General features: G+C 62.9%; 16 protein-coding genes. 1 reads left to right on the top strand and 15 read right to left on the bottom strand.

Annotation, left to right across the window (positions count from 1 at the left end; translation table 11 throughout):
- Window positions 1-22 precede the first annotated feature (22 nt).
- Window positions 23-826 carry a M48 family metallopeptidase gene (locus CCR94_RS23465; protein WP_104510762.1) on the top strand — a complete coding sequence of 268 codons (804 nt, stop codon included), beginning with the start codon at window positions 23-25 and terminating at the stop codon, window positions 824-826.
- A gap of 17 nt (window positions 827-843) precedes the next feature.
- Here CCR94_RS23465 and trmB read toward each other — a convergent pair whose 3' ends face one another.
- The 15 genes from trmB to CCR94_RS23390 all read right to left on the bottom strand — a co-directional run bounded on the left by trmB (window position 844) and on the right by CCR94_RS23390 (window position 14,463).
- Window positions 844-1,542 carry a tRNA (guanine(46)-N(7))-methyltransferase TrmB gene (gene trmB / locus CCR94_RS23460; RefSeq protein ID WP_184421359.1) on the bottom strand — a complete coding sequence of 233 codons (699 nt, stop codon included), beginning with the start codon at window positions 1,540-1,542 and terminating at the stop codon, window positions 844-846.
- Window positions 1,543-1,556: 14 nt separating this feature from the next.
- Window positions 1,557-2,753: a methionine adenosyltransferase gene (gene metK / locus CCR94_RS23455; protein WP_104510697.1), complete on the bottom strand. Its 1,197-nt coding sequence runs from the start codon at window positions 2,751-2,753 to the stop codon at window positions 1,557-1,559.
- Between the two features lie 148 nt (window positions 2,754-2,901).
- On the bottom strand, window positions 2,902-3,312 hold the full coding sequence (locus CCR94_RS23450; RefSeq protein WP_104510696.1) for a helix-turn-helix domain-containing protein: 411 nt from the start codon (window positions 3,310-3,312) through the stop codon (window positions 2,902-2,904).
- Window positions 3,313-3,366: 54 nt separating this feature from the next.
- Entirely contained in the window at window positions 3,367-4,935 is a 1,569-nt protein-coding gene (gene lnt / locus CCR94_RS23445; RefSeq protein WP_104510695.1) for an apolipoprotein N-acyltransferase, read from the bottom strand.
- Window positions 4,936-5,008: 73 nt separating this feature from the next.
- A complete protein-coding gene (locus CCR94_RS23440) occupies window positions 5,009-6,019 on the bottom strand; it encodes a hemolysin family protein (RefSeq protein ID WP_104510694.1) in 1,011 nt (336 codons plus the stop codon).
- A 2-nt stretch (window positions 6,020-6,021) separates the two neighbouring features.
- Complete coding sequence (gene ybeY, locus CCR94_RS23435; protein WP_184421370.1) at window positions 6,022-6,510, bottom strand: rRNA maturation RNase YbeY; 489 nt, start codon at window positions 6,508-6,510, stop codon at window positions 6,022-6,024.
- Entirely contained in the window at window positions 6,507-7,535 is a 1,029-nt protein-coding gene (locus CCR94_RS23430) for a PhoH family protein (RefSeq protein WP_104510693.1), read from the bottom strand. The genes ybeY and CCR94_RS23430 overlap by 4 nt, the downstream gene beginning before the upstream one ends.
- Window positions 7,536-8,906 (bottom strand): tRNA (N6-isopentenyl adenosine(37)-C2)-methylthiotransferase MiaB, encoded by a 1,371-nt coding sequence (gene miaB / locus CCR94_RS23425; RefSeq protein ID WP_275112841.1) that lies wholly within the window; start codon window positions 8,904-8,906, stop codon window positions 7,536-7,538. It abuts the gene before it with no gap.
- Window positions 8,907-9,036: 130 nt separating this feature from the next.
- Window positions 9,037-9,792, bottom strand: coding sequence for a lysophospholipid acyltransferase family protein (locus CCR94_RS26250; protein WP_158254887.1), 756 nt, complete (start codon window positions 9,790-9,792; stop codon window positions 9,037-9,039).
- Between the two features lie 75 nt (window positions 9,793-9,867).
- Window positions 9,868-10,353 carry a ribosomal protein S18-alanine N-acetyltransferase gene (gene rimI / locus CCR94_RS23415; RefSeq protein WP_104510690.1) on the bottom strand — a complete coding sequence of 162 codons (486 nt, stop codon included), beginning with the start codon at window positions 10,351-10,353 and terminating at the stop codon, window positions 9,868-9,870.
- Complete coding sequence (gene tsaB / locus CCR94_RS23410; protein WP_104510689.1) at window positions 10,350-11,042, bottom strand: tRNA (adenosine(37)-N6)-threonylcarbamoyltransferase complex dimerization subunit type 1 TsaB; 693 nt, start codon at window positions 11,040-11,042, stop codon at window positions 10,350-10,352. Before tsaB ends, rimI begins: the two co-directional genes overlap by 4 nt.
- 34 nt (window positions 11,043-11,076) lie before the next feature.
- A complete protein-coding gene (locus tag CCR94_RS23405) occupies window positions 11,077-11,637 on the bottom strand; it encodes a NifU family protein (RefSeq protein WP_104510688.1) in 561 nt (186 codons plus the stop codon).
- A 103-nt stretch (window positions 11,638-11,740) separates the two neighbouring features.
- Window positions 11,741-12,775 (bottom strand): tryptophan--tRNA ligase, encoded by a 1,035-nt coding sequence (gene trpS, locus CCR94_RS23400; RefSeq protein WP_104510687.1) that lies wholly within the window; start codon window positions 12,773-12,775, stop codon window positions 11,741-11,743.
- A 223-nt stretch (window positions 12,776-12,998) separates the two neighbouring features.
- Window positions 12,999-13,268, bottom strand: a complete 270-nt coding sequence (locus CCR94_RS23395; RefSeq protein ID WP_104510686.1) for a hypothetical protein — start codon at window positions 13,266-13,268, stop codon at window positions 12,999-13,001.
- Between the two features lie 67 nt (window positions 13,269-13,335).
- Entirely contained in the window at window positions 13,336-14,463 is a 1,128-nt protein-coding gene (locus CCR94_RS23390) for a hypothetical protein (protein WP_104510685.1), read from the bottom strand.
- Between the last annotated feature and the right edge of the window lie 31 nt (window positions 14,464-14,494).

Genomic DNA, 14,494 nt, shown 5'->3' with positions numbered 1-14,494 from the left:
ATCGGGACTCAAGTCCGCGGCCATGCTGAATCTGAAATTCGGGCTTCGCGCCAAACCCGTCGATGAACTGTTCGTCGTTCATCAAGACCGTCGCTTTCGCGTCGCCATCAAGAGATTGGCGTCGGCGCGGCGCTTCACGCTGCGCGTGCGCGCGGCGACGCGGGATGTCGTTTTGACCATGCCGGCGCGCTCGAACCTGCGCGACGCCGAGGGTTTTGTGCAACGCCACGCCGAATGGATCGCGCACAGGCTGGCGCGCCTGCCCGATCGCCAGTCTTTTGACCCGGACGTTGAGATCCCGTTTCGCGGCGCGCCGCATATGTTGGTTCACTGCGATCACGCCAGACCCATGGCCGGAGCCGGTCCGGTCTGGATCGACGCGTCGCGGACGCCCGCCGCCATTTGCGCCAACGGCGACCCCGCGCATTTCGAACGGCGAATCACCGATTTTTTCCGACGCGAAGCGCGGCGCGAGATCGAAGATGCGGCGCGCCGCCATGTCGCCGCCGTCGGACGCGCGCCGATTTCCATCAGCTTGAAGGACACGACGAGTCGGTGGGGATCGTGTTCCGCCAAGGGCGCGCTGAATTTCTCGTGGCGCCTGATCCTGGCGCCGCCCTTCGTGCTGGATTATCTGGTCGCGCATGAAATGGCGCATTTGCGCCACCACAACCATTCCGATCAATTCTGGAGCTTGACGAAAACCCTGTGTCCGGCGACCGCCAAGGCCGAAGCCTGGCTCAAGCTTTATGGCGCGCAATTGCATCGTTACGGCCGCAAGGGATCCAAAGCGTTTTCAAGCGAAGCGGAGACCGGTTCGCGTTAAGATAAAACACTCTGGCGTCAGCGCCGAATGAAGGTGAGATAGACGGGACGCCGACCTTCGAGCAAGGCCTTGGCCTCGTAGCGCGTGCCGCTCCATTCGGGCCATGGCGCCAGCCATTCGGCCTCGCTTTGCGCCGGCCAGACAAAATCCGGCGATCGCAGGATGCGCGCGAGCGTCCAGCCGACATAATCGTCGATATCCGATGCGAAACGCAATTCCGCGCCGGAACGCATGACGCGGGCGAGGCGGGTGAGCATTTGATCGGACACGAAGCGCCGCTCGCGGTGGCGACGTTTCGGCCAGGGGTCGGCATAGAGAATGCAGGCGCCGGACAGGCTCGCCGCCGGCAAGGCGTCGATCATGTCTCCGGCGTCGCCGGGGTGGACCCGAATGTTGCGCAAATCCTGGGCCGCGATCTGGGCCATCAATTTGGCCACGCCGTTTACGAACGGTTCGCAGCCAATATAGCCTCGGCCGGGGTTCGACAGGGCGTCGGCGGCCAAATGCTCGCCGCCGCCAAAACCGACTTCCAGCCGCAAATCATCGGGAGCGCCGGAAAACAGCGCGGATGGGTTGGCGACGGGAGCCGAGAGATCGACCCGCACGTTCGGCAGCAAGGTTTCCATCAAGCCCGCCTGATAGGCGCGCAAGGTCTTGCCCTTGCGGCGCCCGAAAAAGCTGGACTCGCGCCTTGCGGCGGCCGGCGGATCGATCACGATTCAGTCTGACTTCAGGCGAAATGCGCCTTGAGGCGATCCACGAGGTCGGTCTTTTCCCAGGTGAAGCCGCCGTCGGCGTCGGGCTGGCGGCCAAAATGGCCGTAAGCCGAGGTGCGCGCGTAGATCGGGCGGTTCAACTGGAGATGTTCGCGGATGCCGCGCGGCGACAGCCGCACGATCTTGAACAGAACCTCTTCGAGCTTGGCTTCGTCCACCTTGCCGGTGCCGTGGGCATCGACATAAATCGACAGCGGTTCGGCCACGCCGATCGCATAGGACAGCTGGATGGTGACGCGATCCGCAAGACCGGCCGCGACGACGTTTTTCGCGAGATAGCGCGCCGCATAGGCGGCCGAACGGTCCACCTTGGTCGGATCCTTGCCGGAGAAGGCGCCGCCGCCGTGCGGCGCCGCTCCGCCGTAAGTGTCCACAATGATCTTGCGCCCGGTGAGGCCCGTGTCGCCATCGGGTCCGCCGATCACGAACTTGCCGGTGGGATTGACGTGCCAGACCGTGGCCTCGGTGATCCAGCCCTTGGGCAGAGTGGCGACGATATAGGGCTCGACAATGCGACGAACGTCCGCGGAGTCCAGATCCTCATCGACATGCTGCGTCGACAGAACGATCTGCGTGACTCCGACCGGCTTGCCGCCGACATATTTGACGGTGACCTGGCTCTTGGCGTCCGGGCCGAGTTTGGCCGCATCGCCCTTGCCGGCCTTGCGCGCCTCGGCCAGCACTTCCAGAATCTTGTGGGAATAATGAATCGGCGCCGGCATCAGCGACTCGGTTTCATTGGTCGCGTAACCGAACATGATGCCCTGGTCGCCCGCGCCCTCGTCCTTGTTGCCGGCGGCGTCCACGCCCTGGGCGATATCGGCCGACTGGGCATGGAGGAGAATTTCGATTTGCGCGTTTTTCCAATGGAAGCCGGCCTGTTCGTAGCCGATATCCTTGATCGCGTCGCGGACGACCTGTTCGATCTGGGCGTGCGAGATTTCGGGGCCGCGCACCTCGCCGGCGATCACGACGCGGTTGGTCGTCACCAGGGTTTCAGCGGCGACGCGGATCTGAAACGGGTCGAGTCCCGCCTTGGCGCCTTCGCGATAAAACAGATCAACGATTTCATCGGAAATACGATCCGCGACCTTGTCCGGATGTCCTTCGGAAACAGATTCACTCGTGAACAGATAATCGCTGCGCGCCACAACGCATCTCCTTGATAAGCACGACCGGTCTCTGGCCGATCGCCGAATTGCTCGTCGCTCTCGTCCGATCGAACCTATAAGCCGAGCGTTCTTTTCGTCAAGCCTTTGCCGCGTTTTCGTTCGATAAAACGAACAGCTCAGCAGCAGCTTATGCGCCCTCGCCCTCGGCGAGCGCGACGATAAGATCGACAATACGCTTGCGGATTTTTGCATCGGTGATGCGCGCGAAGGCGCGATTAAGGCTGAGACCTTCGGCGGTCATCACGAAGTCGCTGGCGTAACCCTCCTCCGGATTGCCTTCCGCGAAGCCTGCGTTCGGGGACCCTTCTGAAACGGGAGCGCCCTTGAAGAAATAAGCCAGAGGGATGTTCAAGGTTTCGGAAATTTGCTGTAGCCGGCTCGCGCTGATCCGATTGGTGCCTTTTTCGTATTTCTGCACCTGCTGGAAAGTCAGCCCCAAGGATTCGCCCAATTTTTCCTGGCTCATGCCGATCATCATCCGGCGCATGCGAACACGCGCCCCGACATGACGATCGATTGGATTAGGGACTTTGGTCACAGCTTTTTTCCGTCCTAGCGTTTCGGTCTATTTGCAATAATAGTTTACCTAAAGTCAAATTTTCCGTGGACGAATCAAAGCACCGACCAAAACAATCAACCATGCAACAGCAGGCGCAAGACGCCAATGCTGCGAGTAAAAAGTCGCGGGAAGCGCTTTTGGCAAGCTTCCATCCAACACGGCTTCGACGCCCAGGGAAGTGGAGGCGACCAGTCGTCCATAAGGATCGATAATCGCCGATACCCCCGTATTGGCGGCGCGCGCCATGGGCAAACCTTGCTCGATCGCGCGAAGCCGCGCCTGCGACAAATGCTGATATGGACCCGTCGTGACGCCAAACCATCCGTCGTTCGTGACGTTCAGCATCATTCCAGGGCGCGCGTTGAGATCCGATAAACGTTCCGCGACTTCCTCCGGAAATATCGATTCATAGCAAATCAATGGAAAAACCGCCGGCAATCCGGGCGCGGTCAGGACACGCGAATATTGCCCCGCGTCGAACGCCCCCGGACTCCAGGCGAATTGCGTGAGGCCGACGCGCGCGAGCACGTTGGCGAAGGGCATATACTCGCCAAACGGCGTGAGATGCATCTTGTCGAAATATTCCTTGATTTCGCCCCGCTGGATGACAGCCAGCGAATTGAAATATTTCGTATGCCCTCCCGCGCTTTCGGCCCGCGCGGCGCCCGCGAACAGAATGGCGTTCTGCATCCGCGAAGCGATGGTCGAGAGCGAAGCCGGATCGCGCGACAGGAGAAACGGAAACACCGATTCCGACCAGAACACATGGGTGACGTCGGACAATCCCGTGGTTTGTGGCGACGTGGAGCGATCCGACAATTTCAGATAGCGTTCCAGCAGTTCCGCCTTGCGATCGACGCGGAACTCGTCGTTGGCGACATTCGCCTGGATGACCCGCAACTTGACGCCTTTCACGCTATCGGTCTTGTCCTGCAACCGCACGGCGCCAAAGAGCGCGAGAGCGAGAAACGCCGCCAGCGACACAACCAACACGCGCCGACTGGATTTGCCCGCGCCAAACAGGGCTGGCGTGGAAAACAGCAGGACGGACAAGACCGTCAGGCTGTAGAGCCCGCCGACGGACGCAAATTGCGCGAACACCGGGTTGGCGCCGAGCGCCATGCCGAAGTCGTTCCAGGGAAAACCCGTCAGGACGTGACCCCGGATCCATTCGGCGGCCGACAGTCCGGCGGCCAGGGCGAAAATCCGCGCCGCGCCGGGAGACCAAAGCAGACGCGCCAGCGCAAAACCCAGGCCTGTGAAAATCGCCAGACCGGCGGGAAGGCCGACGACGCCCAGCGGCAAGGCCCAGGCGAACCGGTCCGCATCCGTCAGGAAGGCGACGCCAAGCCACCACAGTCCGGCGACGAAATATCCGAATCCCAGCCACCATCCGGCTCCCGCCGCGCGGCGCAGGCTGGCCCAGAGGCTTTCGCCCGAGGAGCCGTCGATCAGCCAGACGGCCAAGGTCATGGGAACGAAGAACGCCGGGAAAAATGAGAAAGGCGCCAACGCCAGCACGCCAATGGCGCCGCCGAAGAAGGCGATCAGACGTCGCGTCCAACCTTCGGCAAGGATGACCTTTTGCGAGAGAGAGAGCATTGCGCTCCTGGGGCGAGGGGGTCGAATCAGGTGAGACACTAATGCAAAAAGCAGGGCGTTTTGCAAAAGAGCTTTACGATTCGCCCTCGCCCTTCTGGTTTCGCGCGGCGTCCATCACGATGGCGCGGATCTTGAGCTTTTTCAGCCGGCGCGGGTCGGCGTCGAGAATGTCGAATTCGAACGACTTGTCCGGACTGGCCACAACCTCCCCACGGATGGGAACCCTTCCGGCGAAAGCCGTCGCCAACCCGCCGATCGTATCGACCTCTTCCTGTTCGCCATATCTGGTGAGATCGAGTCCCGTGATCTCGGCCGCATCCTCCAGCCCAACGCGCGCATCCGCGACATAGACGCCGGGCGCGACAGATTCGATTTTTGGATTTTCGTCGAGATCATGCTCGTCCTCGATGTCGCCGACGATCATTTCGACAATGTCTTCAATGGAAACCAGCCCGTCGGTGCCGCCGTATTCGTCGATGACCAGGGCCATATGGGTTCGCGTCGCCTGCATCTTGACGAGCAGGTCGAGCGCGGGCATCGAGGGCGGCGCATAGAGAACGGGCCGAAGGATTCCGGCGGTCTCAAGTCGAACCGAAAGATCGACGCGCACGAACCGCGGCCCGGAAGCGGCGCGCTCTTCGCCTTGCGCCTGTCCCTGCGGCGCCAACAGGGCCTTTTCCGCCGAAGAGGCGACAAAATCCACGAAATCGCGGATGTGAACCATGCCGCGCGGATCGTCCAGCGTTTCGCCATGAACCGGCAGGCGGGAATGGCCGGCGGTGCGAAACGTCGCGAGGACCTCGCTCAACTGCAACTCGATGGGGATCGCAATAATGTCCGCGCGCGGCACCATGACGTCGCTGACCTTGAGATCGTGCAACGCCAGGACGTTCTTCAGCATCTCCCGTTCATAGGGGCTGAAATCCTCGGAAATCGCGTCGTCCTCCAACGCGTCCTCGATATCGTCGCGGATGGAGGCGCCCGAAAGGCCGAACATCGCGCGCAGGCGTTCGACAATCGACCCGCGGCTCGAACTTCGCTCGGCTAAATTGGATTCGTCGCTGTCGCGTTCCGGCGCGCCCATGGTCAATGGCCTTCAGGAGTTGGAGGTTCGCGGTAAGGATCGGCGATTCCCATGCTTTGCAGCGCGCGCGCCTCATCGGCCTCCATGGCTTCGGCCTCCTCATCGGTTTCGTGGTCGTAGCCGAGAAGATGGAGAAAGCCGTGAACGATCAGATGACACAAGTGGTCCGGCAGCGCCTTGCCCTGTTCCACAGCCTCACGCGCCACCGTCTCGTAGGCGATGGCGATGTCGCCCAGCACATGCGCGGTCTCCAGCGGTTCAGGCCCGGGAAAGGACAAGACATTGGTCGGTTTGTCCATTCCCCTGAACTGGGCGTTCAGCGCGCGGATTCGCGCATCGTCGCAAAACAGCAGGCTGACCTCGGCGCCCTCGCGCAAGCGCTCATCGGTTTCGGCCAGAGCCGCCGCGAGGCATTGCCCGATCAACGCATCGAGATTGGCGATTGACCGCCAACTGTCGCATTCCACGCTGGTTTCGACGGACAGGTTCATAACGACCAATCCTTGGAGCCGCGATTTGGCGTCTTCGCCTGCCGGTCGGCGCCTTCGTAAGCAGCGACGATACGTCGCACCAGATCATGGCGGACCACATCGGCCTCGGTGAAGGTCACGTGGCCAATGCCCTCAAGGCCCGACAACAGCGTGATCGCCTCGCTCAAGCCGGACTTCTGGCCCACGGGCAGGTCGGTCTGGCTGGGATCGCCGGTGACGATCATGCGCGACCCCTCGCCAAGGCGGGTCAGGAACATTTTCATCTGCATGGTCGTCGCATTTTGCGCCTCATCCAGCAGAACGCAGGCGTTGGACAGAGTGCGGCCACGCATGAAGGCGAGCGGCGCGACCTCGATCATGCCCGTCTGCATGCCGCGCTCGACCATGCGCGGGTCCATGAAGTCCTGCAGGGCGTCGTAGATCGGCCGCAGATAGGGATCGACCTTTTCGCGCATGTCGCCCGGAAGAAAGCCCAGCCTCTCGCCGGCCTCGACGGCGGGACGCGACAGAATCAGGCGCTCCACCGCGCCCTGTTCGAGCAGGGACACCGCATGTCCGACCGCAAGCCAGGTTTTCCCGGTGCCGGCAGGCCCCGCCGCGAACACCAGTTCGCGTTGTCTCAATTCGCGAATGTAAAAATCCTGCGCGCTCGTTCGCGCGCGCACCCCTTTCTTGCGCGTCGCGATCTGCTCGAAATTGGAGCGCGACCCCGGCGTTTCGCCGGGAAACAGGCTACCTTGCAACGCGCATTCCTCCATCGCGCCGTCAACGTCGCCAAGCGTCGCCGGCTGCCCGGCGCGCGCGCGCTCGAACAGAATTTGCAGCACACGCTGCGCGTGACCGACCGCTTCGGTCGCGCCCTTGATGACGACATGATTGCCGTTGGCGTTAAGGGAAACGTTCAACCGCCGCTCGATGCGCGCGAGATTTTGATCGTAATGGCCGAACACCATTGACGCCGTGCGGTTGTCGTCCAGCGAAACCGTCTGTTCGGCCTCCGCGACCCGATCTGGCGAAGCCGTCATTCAGATCGCCCTTTCCGGGGTTTCGACGAGGCGGCCAAACAGGGAGTTCGACCCGCACCGCATGATTTCGACGAGAACCTCCCGCCCGATCAAATCCACGCTTCCATCGATTTGAACCGGTTGCAGGTAAGGCGACTTGCCGGCGACCTGCCCCTCGTGACGCCCCGGCTTCTCGAACAGCACCGGCGTGATCCGACCGACCAGACTGGCGTTGAAGTGCTGACGCTGGCTCTCGACCAGCGCCTGAAGGCGATGCAGACGTTCGGTCTTGACGGCCTCGTCCACCTGGTCCGCGAGTTCGGCGCCCGGCGTCCCCGGCCGAGGCGAATATTTGAATGAGAAATTCGAAGCGAACCGAACCTCGGCGATCAGATCGAGCGTGGCCTGGAAATCGGCCTCCGTCTCGCCGGGAAAGCCGACGATGAAGTCCGAGGACAGGGCGAGATCCGGGCGCGCGCGGCGGATTTTTTCGATGAGGCTGGTGTAATCGCGGGCGCCGTGGCCGCGATTCATCGCCCGGAGGATCGCATCCGATCCCGACTGCACCGGCAGATGCAGGAACGGCATGAGGGCGGGCAGGTCCGCGAACGCCTCGATCAGGTCATCCGTCATGTCATTGGGATGGCTGGTGGTAAACCGCAGCCGCAAAACGCCCTCGATCCGCGCGAGACGCCGCAGCAGTCGCGCCAGCGACCAGGTCGCGCCGTCTTCCCCCATCCCATGATAGGCGTCGACATTCTGTCCGAGCAGGGTGATCTCGCGAACGCCCGCGCGCGCCAAAGCCTCGGCTTCCGCCACGATTTTCGCCGCCGGACGCGAAACCTCGGCGCCACGCGTGTAAGGCACCACGCAGAACGTACAGAATTTGTCGCAACCTTCCTGCACCGTCAGAAAGGCGGAGACGCCGCGCTCACGGATTTTTTCTTCGCTCGGGGGCGTCAGATAATCAAACTTGTCCTCGACTGGAAATTCCGTGTCGACGACGGGGGCCATAAAGCTTTCGCGCACCAGATCGGGCAAGCGGTGATAATTCTGAGGGCCGACGACCAGATCGACGGCGCGCTGCTTGCGCAGGATCTCGGCGCCTTCCGCCTGGGCGACGCAGCCGGCGACGGCGATGCGCGTGGTTTGTCCCCGAGCCTTGCGGTCTTCCTTGAGTTCGCGCAGCTTGCCGAGTTCCGAAAACACCTTTTCGGAGGCCCTTTCGCGGATGTGGCATGTGTTCAGGACGATGAGATCGGCTTGCTCGGGCTGCGCGGTCTCTTCATATCCCTCGGGCGCCAGGACATCCGCCATGCGCGTGGCGTCGTAGACGTTCATCTGGCAGCCGAAGGACTTTATGAACAGCTTTTTGGGCGCGCGCGCCTCGATTGCGGCGGACTCGTTGCGCTCGGATGCAGGTTTCAAAATCGCGAAATGTCCTCGGAAGGGAGACGTAGGCTCTTTATAGCCGATTTCGCGTTTGCCGATAAGAAGCGCGACGCAATTTGTTGCTGGAGTTTCAGGCGACCAGCGCTGCGGCCAGACGCCTGACCCGCGCCTCCGTCTCCGCCGCGATCGCCTTTCGGTCGGTCTCGGCGCCGTATGCCAGAGCTTCGCCAAAGCGCACGCGGCAATCGACCGGCGCGTGCTTGAGCAAGGTCCAGATATGCGGCGCAAGCTCCGCGTCGCCGAACCAGGCCAGGACGCGGCGACCTTCCGCGTCGAGCTTTTTGCCGCGCGACGCGACATAGGCGATGGCGGCCGGCTGGATGGTGACGGCCGCGACCTCCGGATAGAGCCGCAACAGGTCGCGCGCGGCGGCGAAAAGCGACGGCTTGAACGCCAGAACATCGGCGCCGTCGCTGGAGGTGCCTTCGCCGTAGAGCAGGACGTCTTCGCCCGCCCGCATCTTTTCCGCCATGGCCGCATTGACGCGCGCGACGTCGGAACGGCTGTCCCGTTTCACGAAAATCGTATCCTGCGCGCGCGCGAAGGCGCCGAAGACAGGCCAATCCGCCACTTCGCTCTTGGCGACGAAACAGGGGGTCTCGCGGCTGGCGAAAACGAGAATGTCGCTCCAGGACACATGGTTGGAGACGATCATGCGCGGTTTTGGGCCGAGAGCCGCCCCATCGAAAACGACGCGCAGACCAAGCAGAAAACAGACGGTTCTGGCGAAAAAGGGAGGAATCTTCTCGGCCAGCCGCCATCCGCGACGGCGCGCCAACCGTTGCAGCGGCGTCGCCAGGAGGTAGAAGCCGATGAGAGCGATCACAAGAAGGAATGCGCGAAGATAGGGCATAGCGCCGGTTAGGCGCCAAAGATCACAATTTTATGACAGCAGCCCGAATCAACCCAGATTTCTTCGCATCACCAGCGCATCGCCCCGGGCGCCTTCCGCTCGCGCGTAATAGGCCTTGCGTCGGCCAACCTCGACAAAACCATTGCGCCGATAGAGGGCCATTGCGGCTTCGTTCTCGGCGTCGACCTCAAGAAACACAACGGTGACGCCGCGCGCCGCCAAACGTGACAAATGATCCAGCAGCAAACGCTGCGCGCAGCCAAACGTCCGCAGGGTCGGAGCGACGACGATGGTCAAGACCTCGGCCTCGTCGCTGGCGACGCGCGACATCAGATAACCCGCGAGTTCCGATTTCAACGCCACGCCCACGCTCAGGCATGACGGATCGGCCAGCAGCGCCTCAAACTCGCTGGCGCTCCACGGATGCGCGAAGCCGGTTGCGTGGAGACTTGAACAATCGCTGGCGTCGCCGACTTTCAGCAGTCGCGGCAGACTGAACTCCGGTTTTTTTCGCAAGAGTTCTGGAATTTTCATTGGACTGCGCGCGGAAGACCCGAAGACTTGGCGGGAAGAGTGACATCGGGCGCCTTGAGATAAACGGGGCGCGCCGGAGCCGTCTGGGGATCGGCGACGACCCCCAATTTGGCGACAGCGACGATATCCGGCCAAGGCTCCTGTCCGGCAACGCTAATTTCGTGGCCCAACGCCTTCGCCGCTTCGCTAAGCGCATCCGCGCCGCTGCCGACGGCCACGACCCGCCCGGCGCCCAACAGGCGGCATGCCTCGGTAATCGGAGCGATTCGCGGCGAGGTCAGGATTCGACCGCTGGAGCCACAAGCCGAGAAATAGATATTCCCGTGCAGGGCGTCGATTGCGGCGACGACGACCTGTGCGTCCTGCGAAAACAGCAGCGGCGTCGCCAAGGCGGCAAGGGTCGAAACGCCAACCGCCTCGATCCCGAGGGCCAGGGCGATACCCCGCGCGGCGGCCACGCCGATGCGTATGCCGGTGAACGACCCCGGACCAACCGTCACCGCGACGCGGTCGAGCGAGGCGAAGCCGCCGCTCACCTGCGCGACCACGCGTTCGAGCATCGGCATCAAGGCTTCCGCGTGGCCCTTTTGCATGGGCAAGGTCTCGCGGACCACCACCTGTTGCGCCTCGCTGTCGAAAACGCCGACGGAGACGGCCGGCAGCGACGTATCTATCGCGAGTATGCGCATGATCGGGCGACCGGAGTTCGCAAATTGCGGATGATCAGACTTCCTCGACCGACGTGACCTGCGGCAGGAAGTGGCAGATCAGGTTCTGAATGCCGCGCTTGAGGGTCGCGGTCGAGGACGGACAGCCGGAGCAGGCGCCCTTCAACTGCAAATAGACGATGCCGTCCTTGAATCCGCGAAACACAATGTCGCCGCCGTCGCCCGCAAGGGCGGGACGAACGCGCGTTTCCAGCAGATCCTTGATGGCCGCGACGGTCTCCGCGTCCTCGGGCGCGAACTGCTCCAGCGACGTCTGGCCGGAGGCGTTGGCGTCGGCGGACAGAACCGGCCGCCCGGACATAAAGTGCTCCATGATGGCGCCGAGAATGGCCGGCTTAAGGTTCTGCCACTCCCCATCGGCCTTGGTGACCGAAATGAAGTCCGAACCGAGAAACACGCCGCTCACGCCCTCGATCGAGAAGATCGCCTGCGCCAGGGGCGACACGCTGGCCTCGTCGGGCGAGCGCAGGTCCCACACGCCCTCCTGCGCCACGGAAGCGCCGGGCAGAAATTTCAAGGTCGCGGGATTGGGGGTAGACTCGGTCTGGATGAACATGTCGTCACTCCGAAATCAGCCGGTTCAAGGCCGGCGATGGGGATGCTGCTAAGATAGGGGCAATGCAGGCCAAGGGAAGGGAAAATTTCGTTTGGCCGCAACGTCAGCGCAGCAGGCCGACGATGTCCTTGACCTCATTCATGATCGGCTGCGCGATCGCGCGCGCGCGCACCGCGCCATCGCGCAGGATCTGATCGATATAGCCGGGATCGCCTTCCAGCCGCCGCATTTCCGCGCCGATCGGGCCGAGCTTGTGAATGGCGAGATCGGCAAGCGACTGCTTGAAGGAGGAAAACTGCGCCCCGCCGAAATCGGCGAGCACCTTTTCGGGCGTGACGCCGGACAGCGCCGAAAAAATCCCGATCAGGTTTTCCGCTTCGGGGCGGCCTTTCAAGCCTTCCAGTTCGGTGGGAAGCGGTTCCGGGTCGGTCTTGGCCTTGCGGATCTTCTGGTTGATCGCGTCGGCGTCGTCGGAAAGATTGAGGCGCGAAAACTCGGAAGCATCGGATTTCGACATTTTCTTCGAGCCGTCGCGCAGGCTCATGACTCGCGCCGCCGGCCCCTGGATCAGCGGCTCGGGCAGAGGGAAGAAGCCCGCCGTGTGGCCACGCGCCGCGATCGACTCGCTGTAGTCATTGTTGAACTTCTGCGCGACGTCGCGCGTGAGTTCGACATGCTGCTTCTGATCCTCGCCGACCGGCACATGCGTGGCGCGATAGAGCAGGATGTCCGCCGCCATCAGGGTCGGGTAGGCGAACAGGCCGATGGAGACGTTCTCCCGGTCCTTGCCGGCCTTGTCCTTGAATTGGGTCATGCGGTTGAGCCAGCCCATGCGGGCGACGCAATTGAACACCCAGGCAAGCTCCGAATGCTCCGAAACCTGGCTCTGATTGAAGATGATGTTCCTGACGGGATCGATGCCCGAAGCGATATAGGCCGCGGCGATCCTGCGTATGGCCTGGCGCAATTCGTCGGGCGCCTGCGGCATGGTGATCGCGTGCAAATCGACCACGCAGAACAGGCACTCGTGGGTCTCCTGCAAGGCCACGAACTTGACGATTGCGCCCAGATAATTGCCGAGATGCAGATTACCGGTCGGCTGGATGCCGGAAAAGACGCGTTCTGGAAAGTTCGTCATGGGAGACCGCACAGTTTTTAACTTGCGGTCTTATGGCTTCCGGCGCCTCGGCTGGCAAGGGGGACTTGGTTTGAAAACCCGCCGCCGAACCGATTAGGACGCCCCCGACGACCCTCAACGATTGCTCAAGCGCACGCCAGAGGAGCGGCGATCACGCCACTCCTCGTCCAACATCCCTAACCCGGTCGAACATCCGTAGCCCGACCCAAATCTCTTTTCCGCGTCAGCGGGGCGATTCGCCCACGGGTTCGCCTGGACTGGGCAGAAGCCCCTGGTGGAGATCGTCGCGCCGCGCCGCGCCGCCGGGCGCGCCGTAGTTCAGCCGGGCGCTGTCCACCACATAGCGATTCTCCGTTCCCACCGGAACGACATTGCCCGAGTCCAGGAAGCTGCGATGCTTCTTGACCTCGATTTCGTGGCTTTGAGCAAAGGCGGAGGAAGCCCCCAGACCAGCGGCGGCGATCGCCAGAATTAAAACGGAAATGCGGCGCATGGGACACTCCTGCTGAGATTCTTCGATTCTAACGCTTTGGACGGGTCCGCGATAGCCGCTCGCCCGTCTATTTTCTTCGGGTCGCCTCGGCGCAGGCCCGGCTTTTCCGGGTCCCCGCCGCGCCGAAGAAATCGCTGAGCGCGCGATCCTGGCCGGCGGCAAGCAGGTCCAGCCGATCGATGACGCAGGCCAGGTCGGTCGCGCTGACCTTTTCGTCACCGCCGCCGCACATCAAGCCGCCCATCGTCAGGGCCGGCGCCGCGACCTCGACCCGAAAGCCGCGACAATTCCCACGCTTGACGCCGGCCGCGCCGGAAAGCTGCAAGGCCCCCGACTCGAAATCGCCGAATCGCGTTTGCAGCGCCTGCGGCAGATCGGCTTCGGTAACGCCAAGCCCGGTCGCGGAGGCGCGCCGCGCCATATCGACGAAATAGCCGGGATCGGAGGCGTCCTCGGTTCCGTGACGATAGACGCCGACACGCAGGAAAGGCTTCGGGCCAGCGAACTGACCGAAGGTCATCACGTCTTCGCGACCGCCGCCCGCCACGTGACGGCGCGCGCTGTAAAGCGGCTGCGCGCGGCCAAGAATGGGCGCCGACAGATCAAACAGCGGATAGGGCTTGGCGATTTCGATCCAGGCGATGGGCGCGACGGACGGCGGCGCCGGCTGCACGGGTTTGGGCCAATCGCGCAACAGGCCCTGCGCCGCCAGCAGCAGCAAGACCCCGAGCAGGGTCTTGAGCACAAGGCCGCCATATGCGGACGCAAAGCCGAACAGAGCGGCGACCGGGGGTTTGATCGCGCTTTCCAGCGCGAAGGCCAGCCGTCCCAACGCATAGGCGCGATTGGCCAGGGGATGGCGCTCCTCGCCTTCCGAAACCGCCGCCGTGGGATTCGCAGGCGGTTGGGCGAGAAAATCCTCACGATATTCGTCTGAGAGCCGGTCAAGCCATTCTTTTCGGGCCGGCTCTGTTCGCGCGGGTTGTTGGGCGGGCGGTTCGGCGACGGGAGACGGAGCTTCCACCGAACGCTCGGAAGCCTCGCTCCAGTTGCGTTTGAGATCGAGGCCGAGTTCGCGCACCTTTTCGCGCAGCGCGTCAATGTTGGCGCGCTCATTGGACACGCGACGCGGCGGCGTCTCCGCGACAAAAAGCGGGACGTCGCCCCCGCCGTCAAATGTCGTGCTGTCCGCCATTCCCCTCGCGTTCCCCCGACACGCTCCGAAA

The sequence above is a fragment of the Rhodoblastus sphagnicola genome (assembly GCF_002937075.1).
In the GTDB taxonomy this organism is placed as follows: Bacteria; Pseudomonadota; Alphaproteobacteria; order Rhizobiales; family Beijerinckiaceae; genus Rhodoblastus; species Rhodoblastus sphagnicola.
The sequence above is the reverse complement of the archived record's forward strand: the minus strand, read 5'-3'. Positions and strand labels throughout refer to the sequence as shown.

Bases quoted from the DNA above. Each gene is read 5' to 3' on its own strand.
- CCR94_RS23465 (WP_104510762.1), top strand. From the start codon at position 23: ATGCTGAATCTGAAATTCGGGCTTCGCGCCAAACCCGTCGATGAACTG.
- ybeY (WP_184421370.1), bottom strand. From the start codon at position 6,510: ATGAACCTGTCCGTCGAAACCAGCGTGGAATGCGACAGTTGGCGGTCA.
- CCR94_RS23390 (WP_104510685.1), bottom strand. From the start codon at position 14,463: ATGGCGGACAGCACGACATTTGACGGCGGGGGCGACGTCCCGCTTTTT.
- CCR94_RS23405 (WP_104510688.1), bottom strand. From the start codon at position 11,637: ATGTTCATCCAGACCGAGTCTACCCCCAATCCCGCGACCTTGAAATTT.
- rimI (WP_104510690.1), bottom strand. From the start codon at position 10,353: ATGAAAATTCCAGAACTCTTGCGAAAAAAACCGGAGTTCAGTCTGCCG.
- tsaB (WP_104510689.1), bottom strand. From the start codon at position 11,042: ATGCGCATACTCGCGATAGATACGTCGCTGCCGGCCGTCTCCGTCGGC.
- CCR94_RS23430 (WP_104510693.1), bottom strand. From the start codon at position 7,535: ATGACGGCTTCGCCAGATCGGGTCGCGGAGGCCGAACAGACGGTTTCG.
- CCR94_RS23395 (WP_104510686.1), bottom strand. From the start codon at position 13,268: ATGCGCCGCATTTCCGTTTTAATTCTGGCGATCGCCGCCGCTGGTCTG.
- trpS (WP_104510687.1), bottom strand. From the start codon at position 12,775: ATGACGAACTTTCCAGAACGCGTCTTTTCCGGCATCCAGCCGACCGGT.
- lnt (WP_104510695.1), bottom strand. From the start codon at position 4,935: ATGCTCTCTCTCTCGCAAAAGGTCATCCTTGCCGAAGGTTGGACGCGA.
- CCR94_RS23440 (WP_104510694.1), bottom strand. From the start codon at position 6,019: ATGGGCGCGCCGGAACGCGACAGCGACGAATCCAATTTAGCCGAGCGA.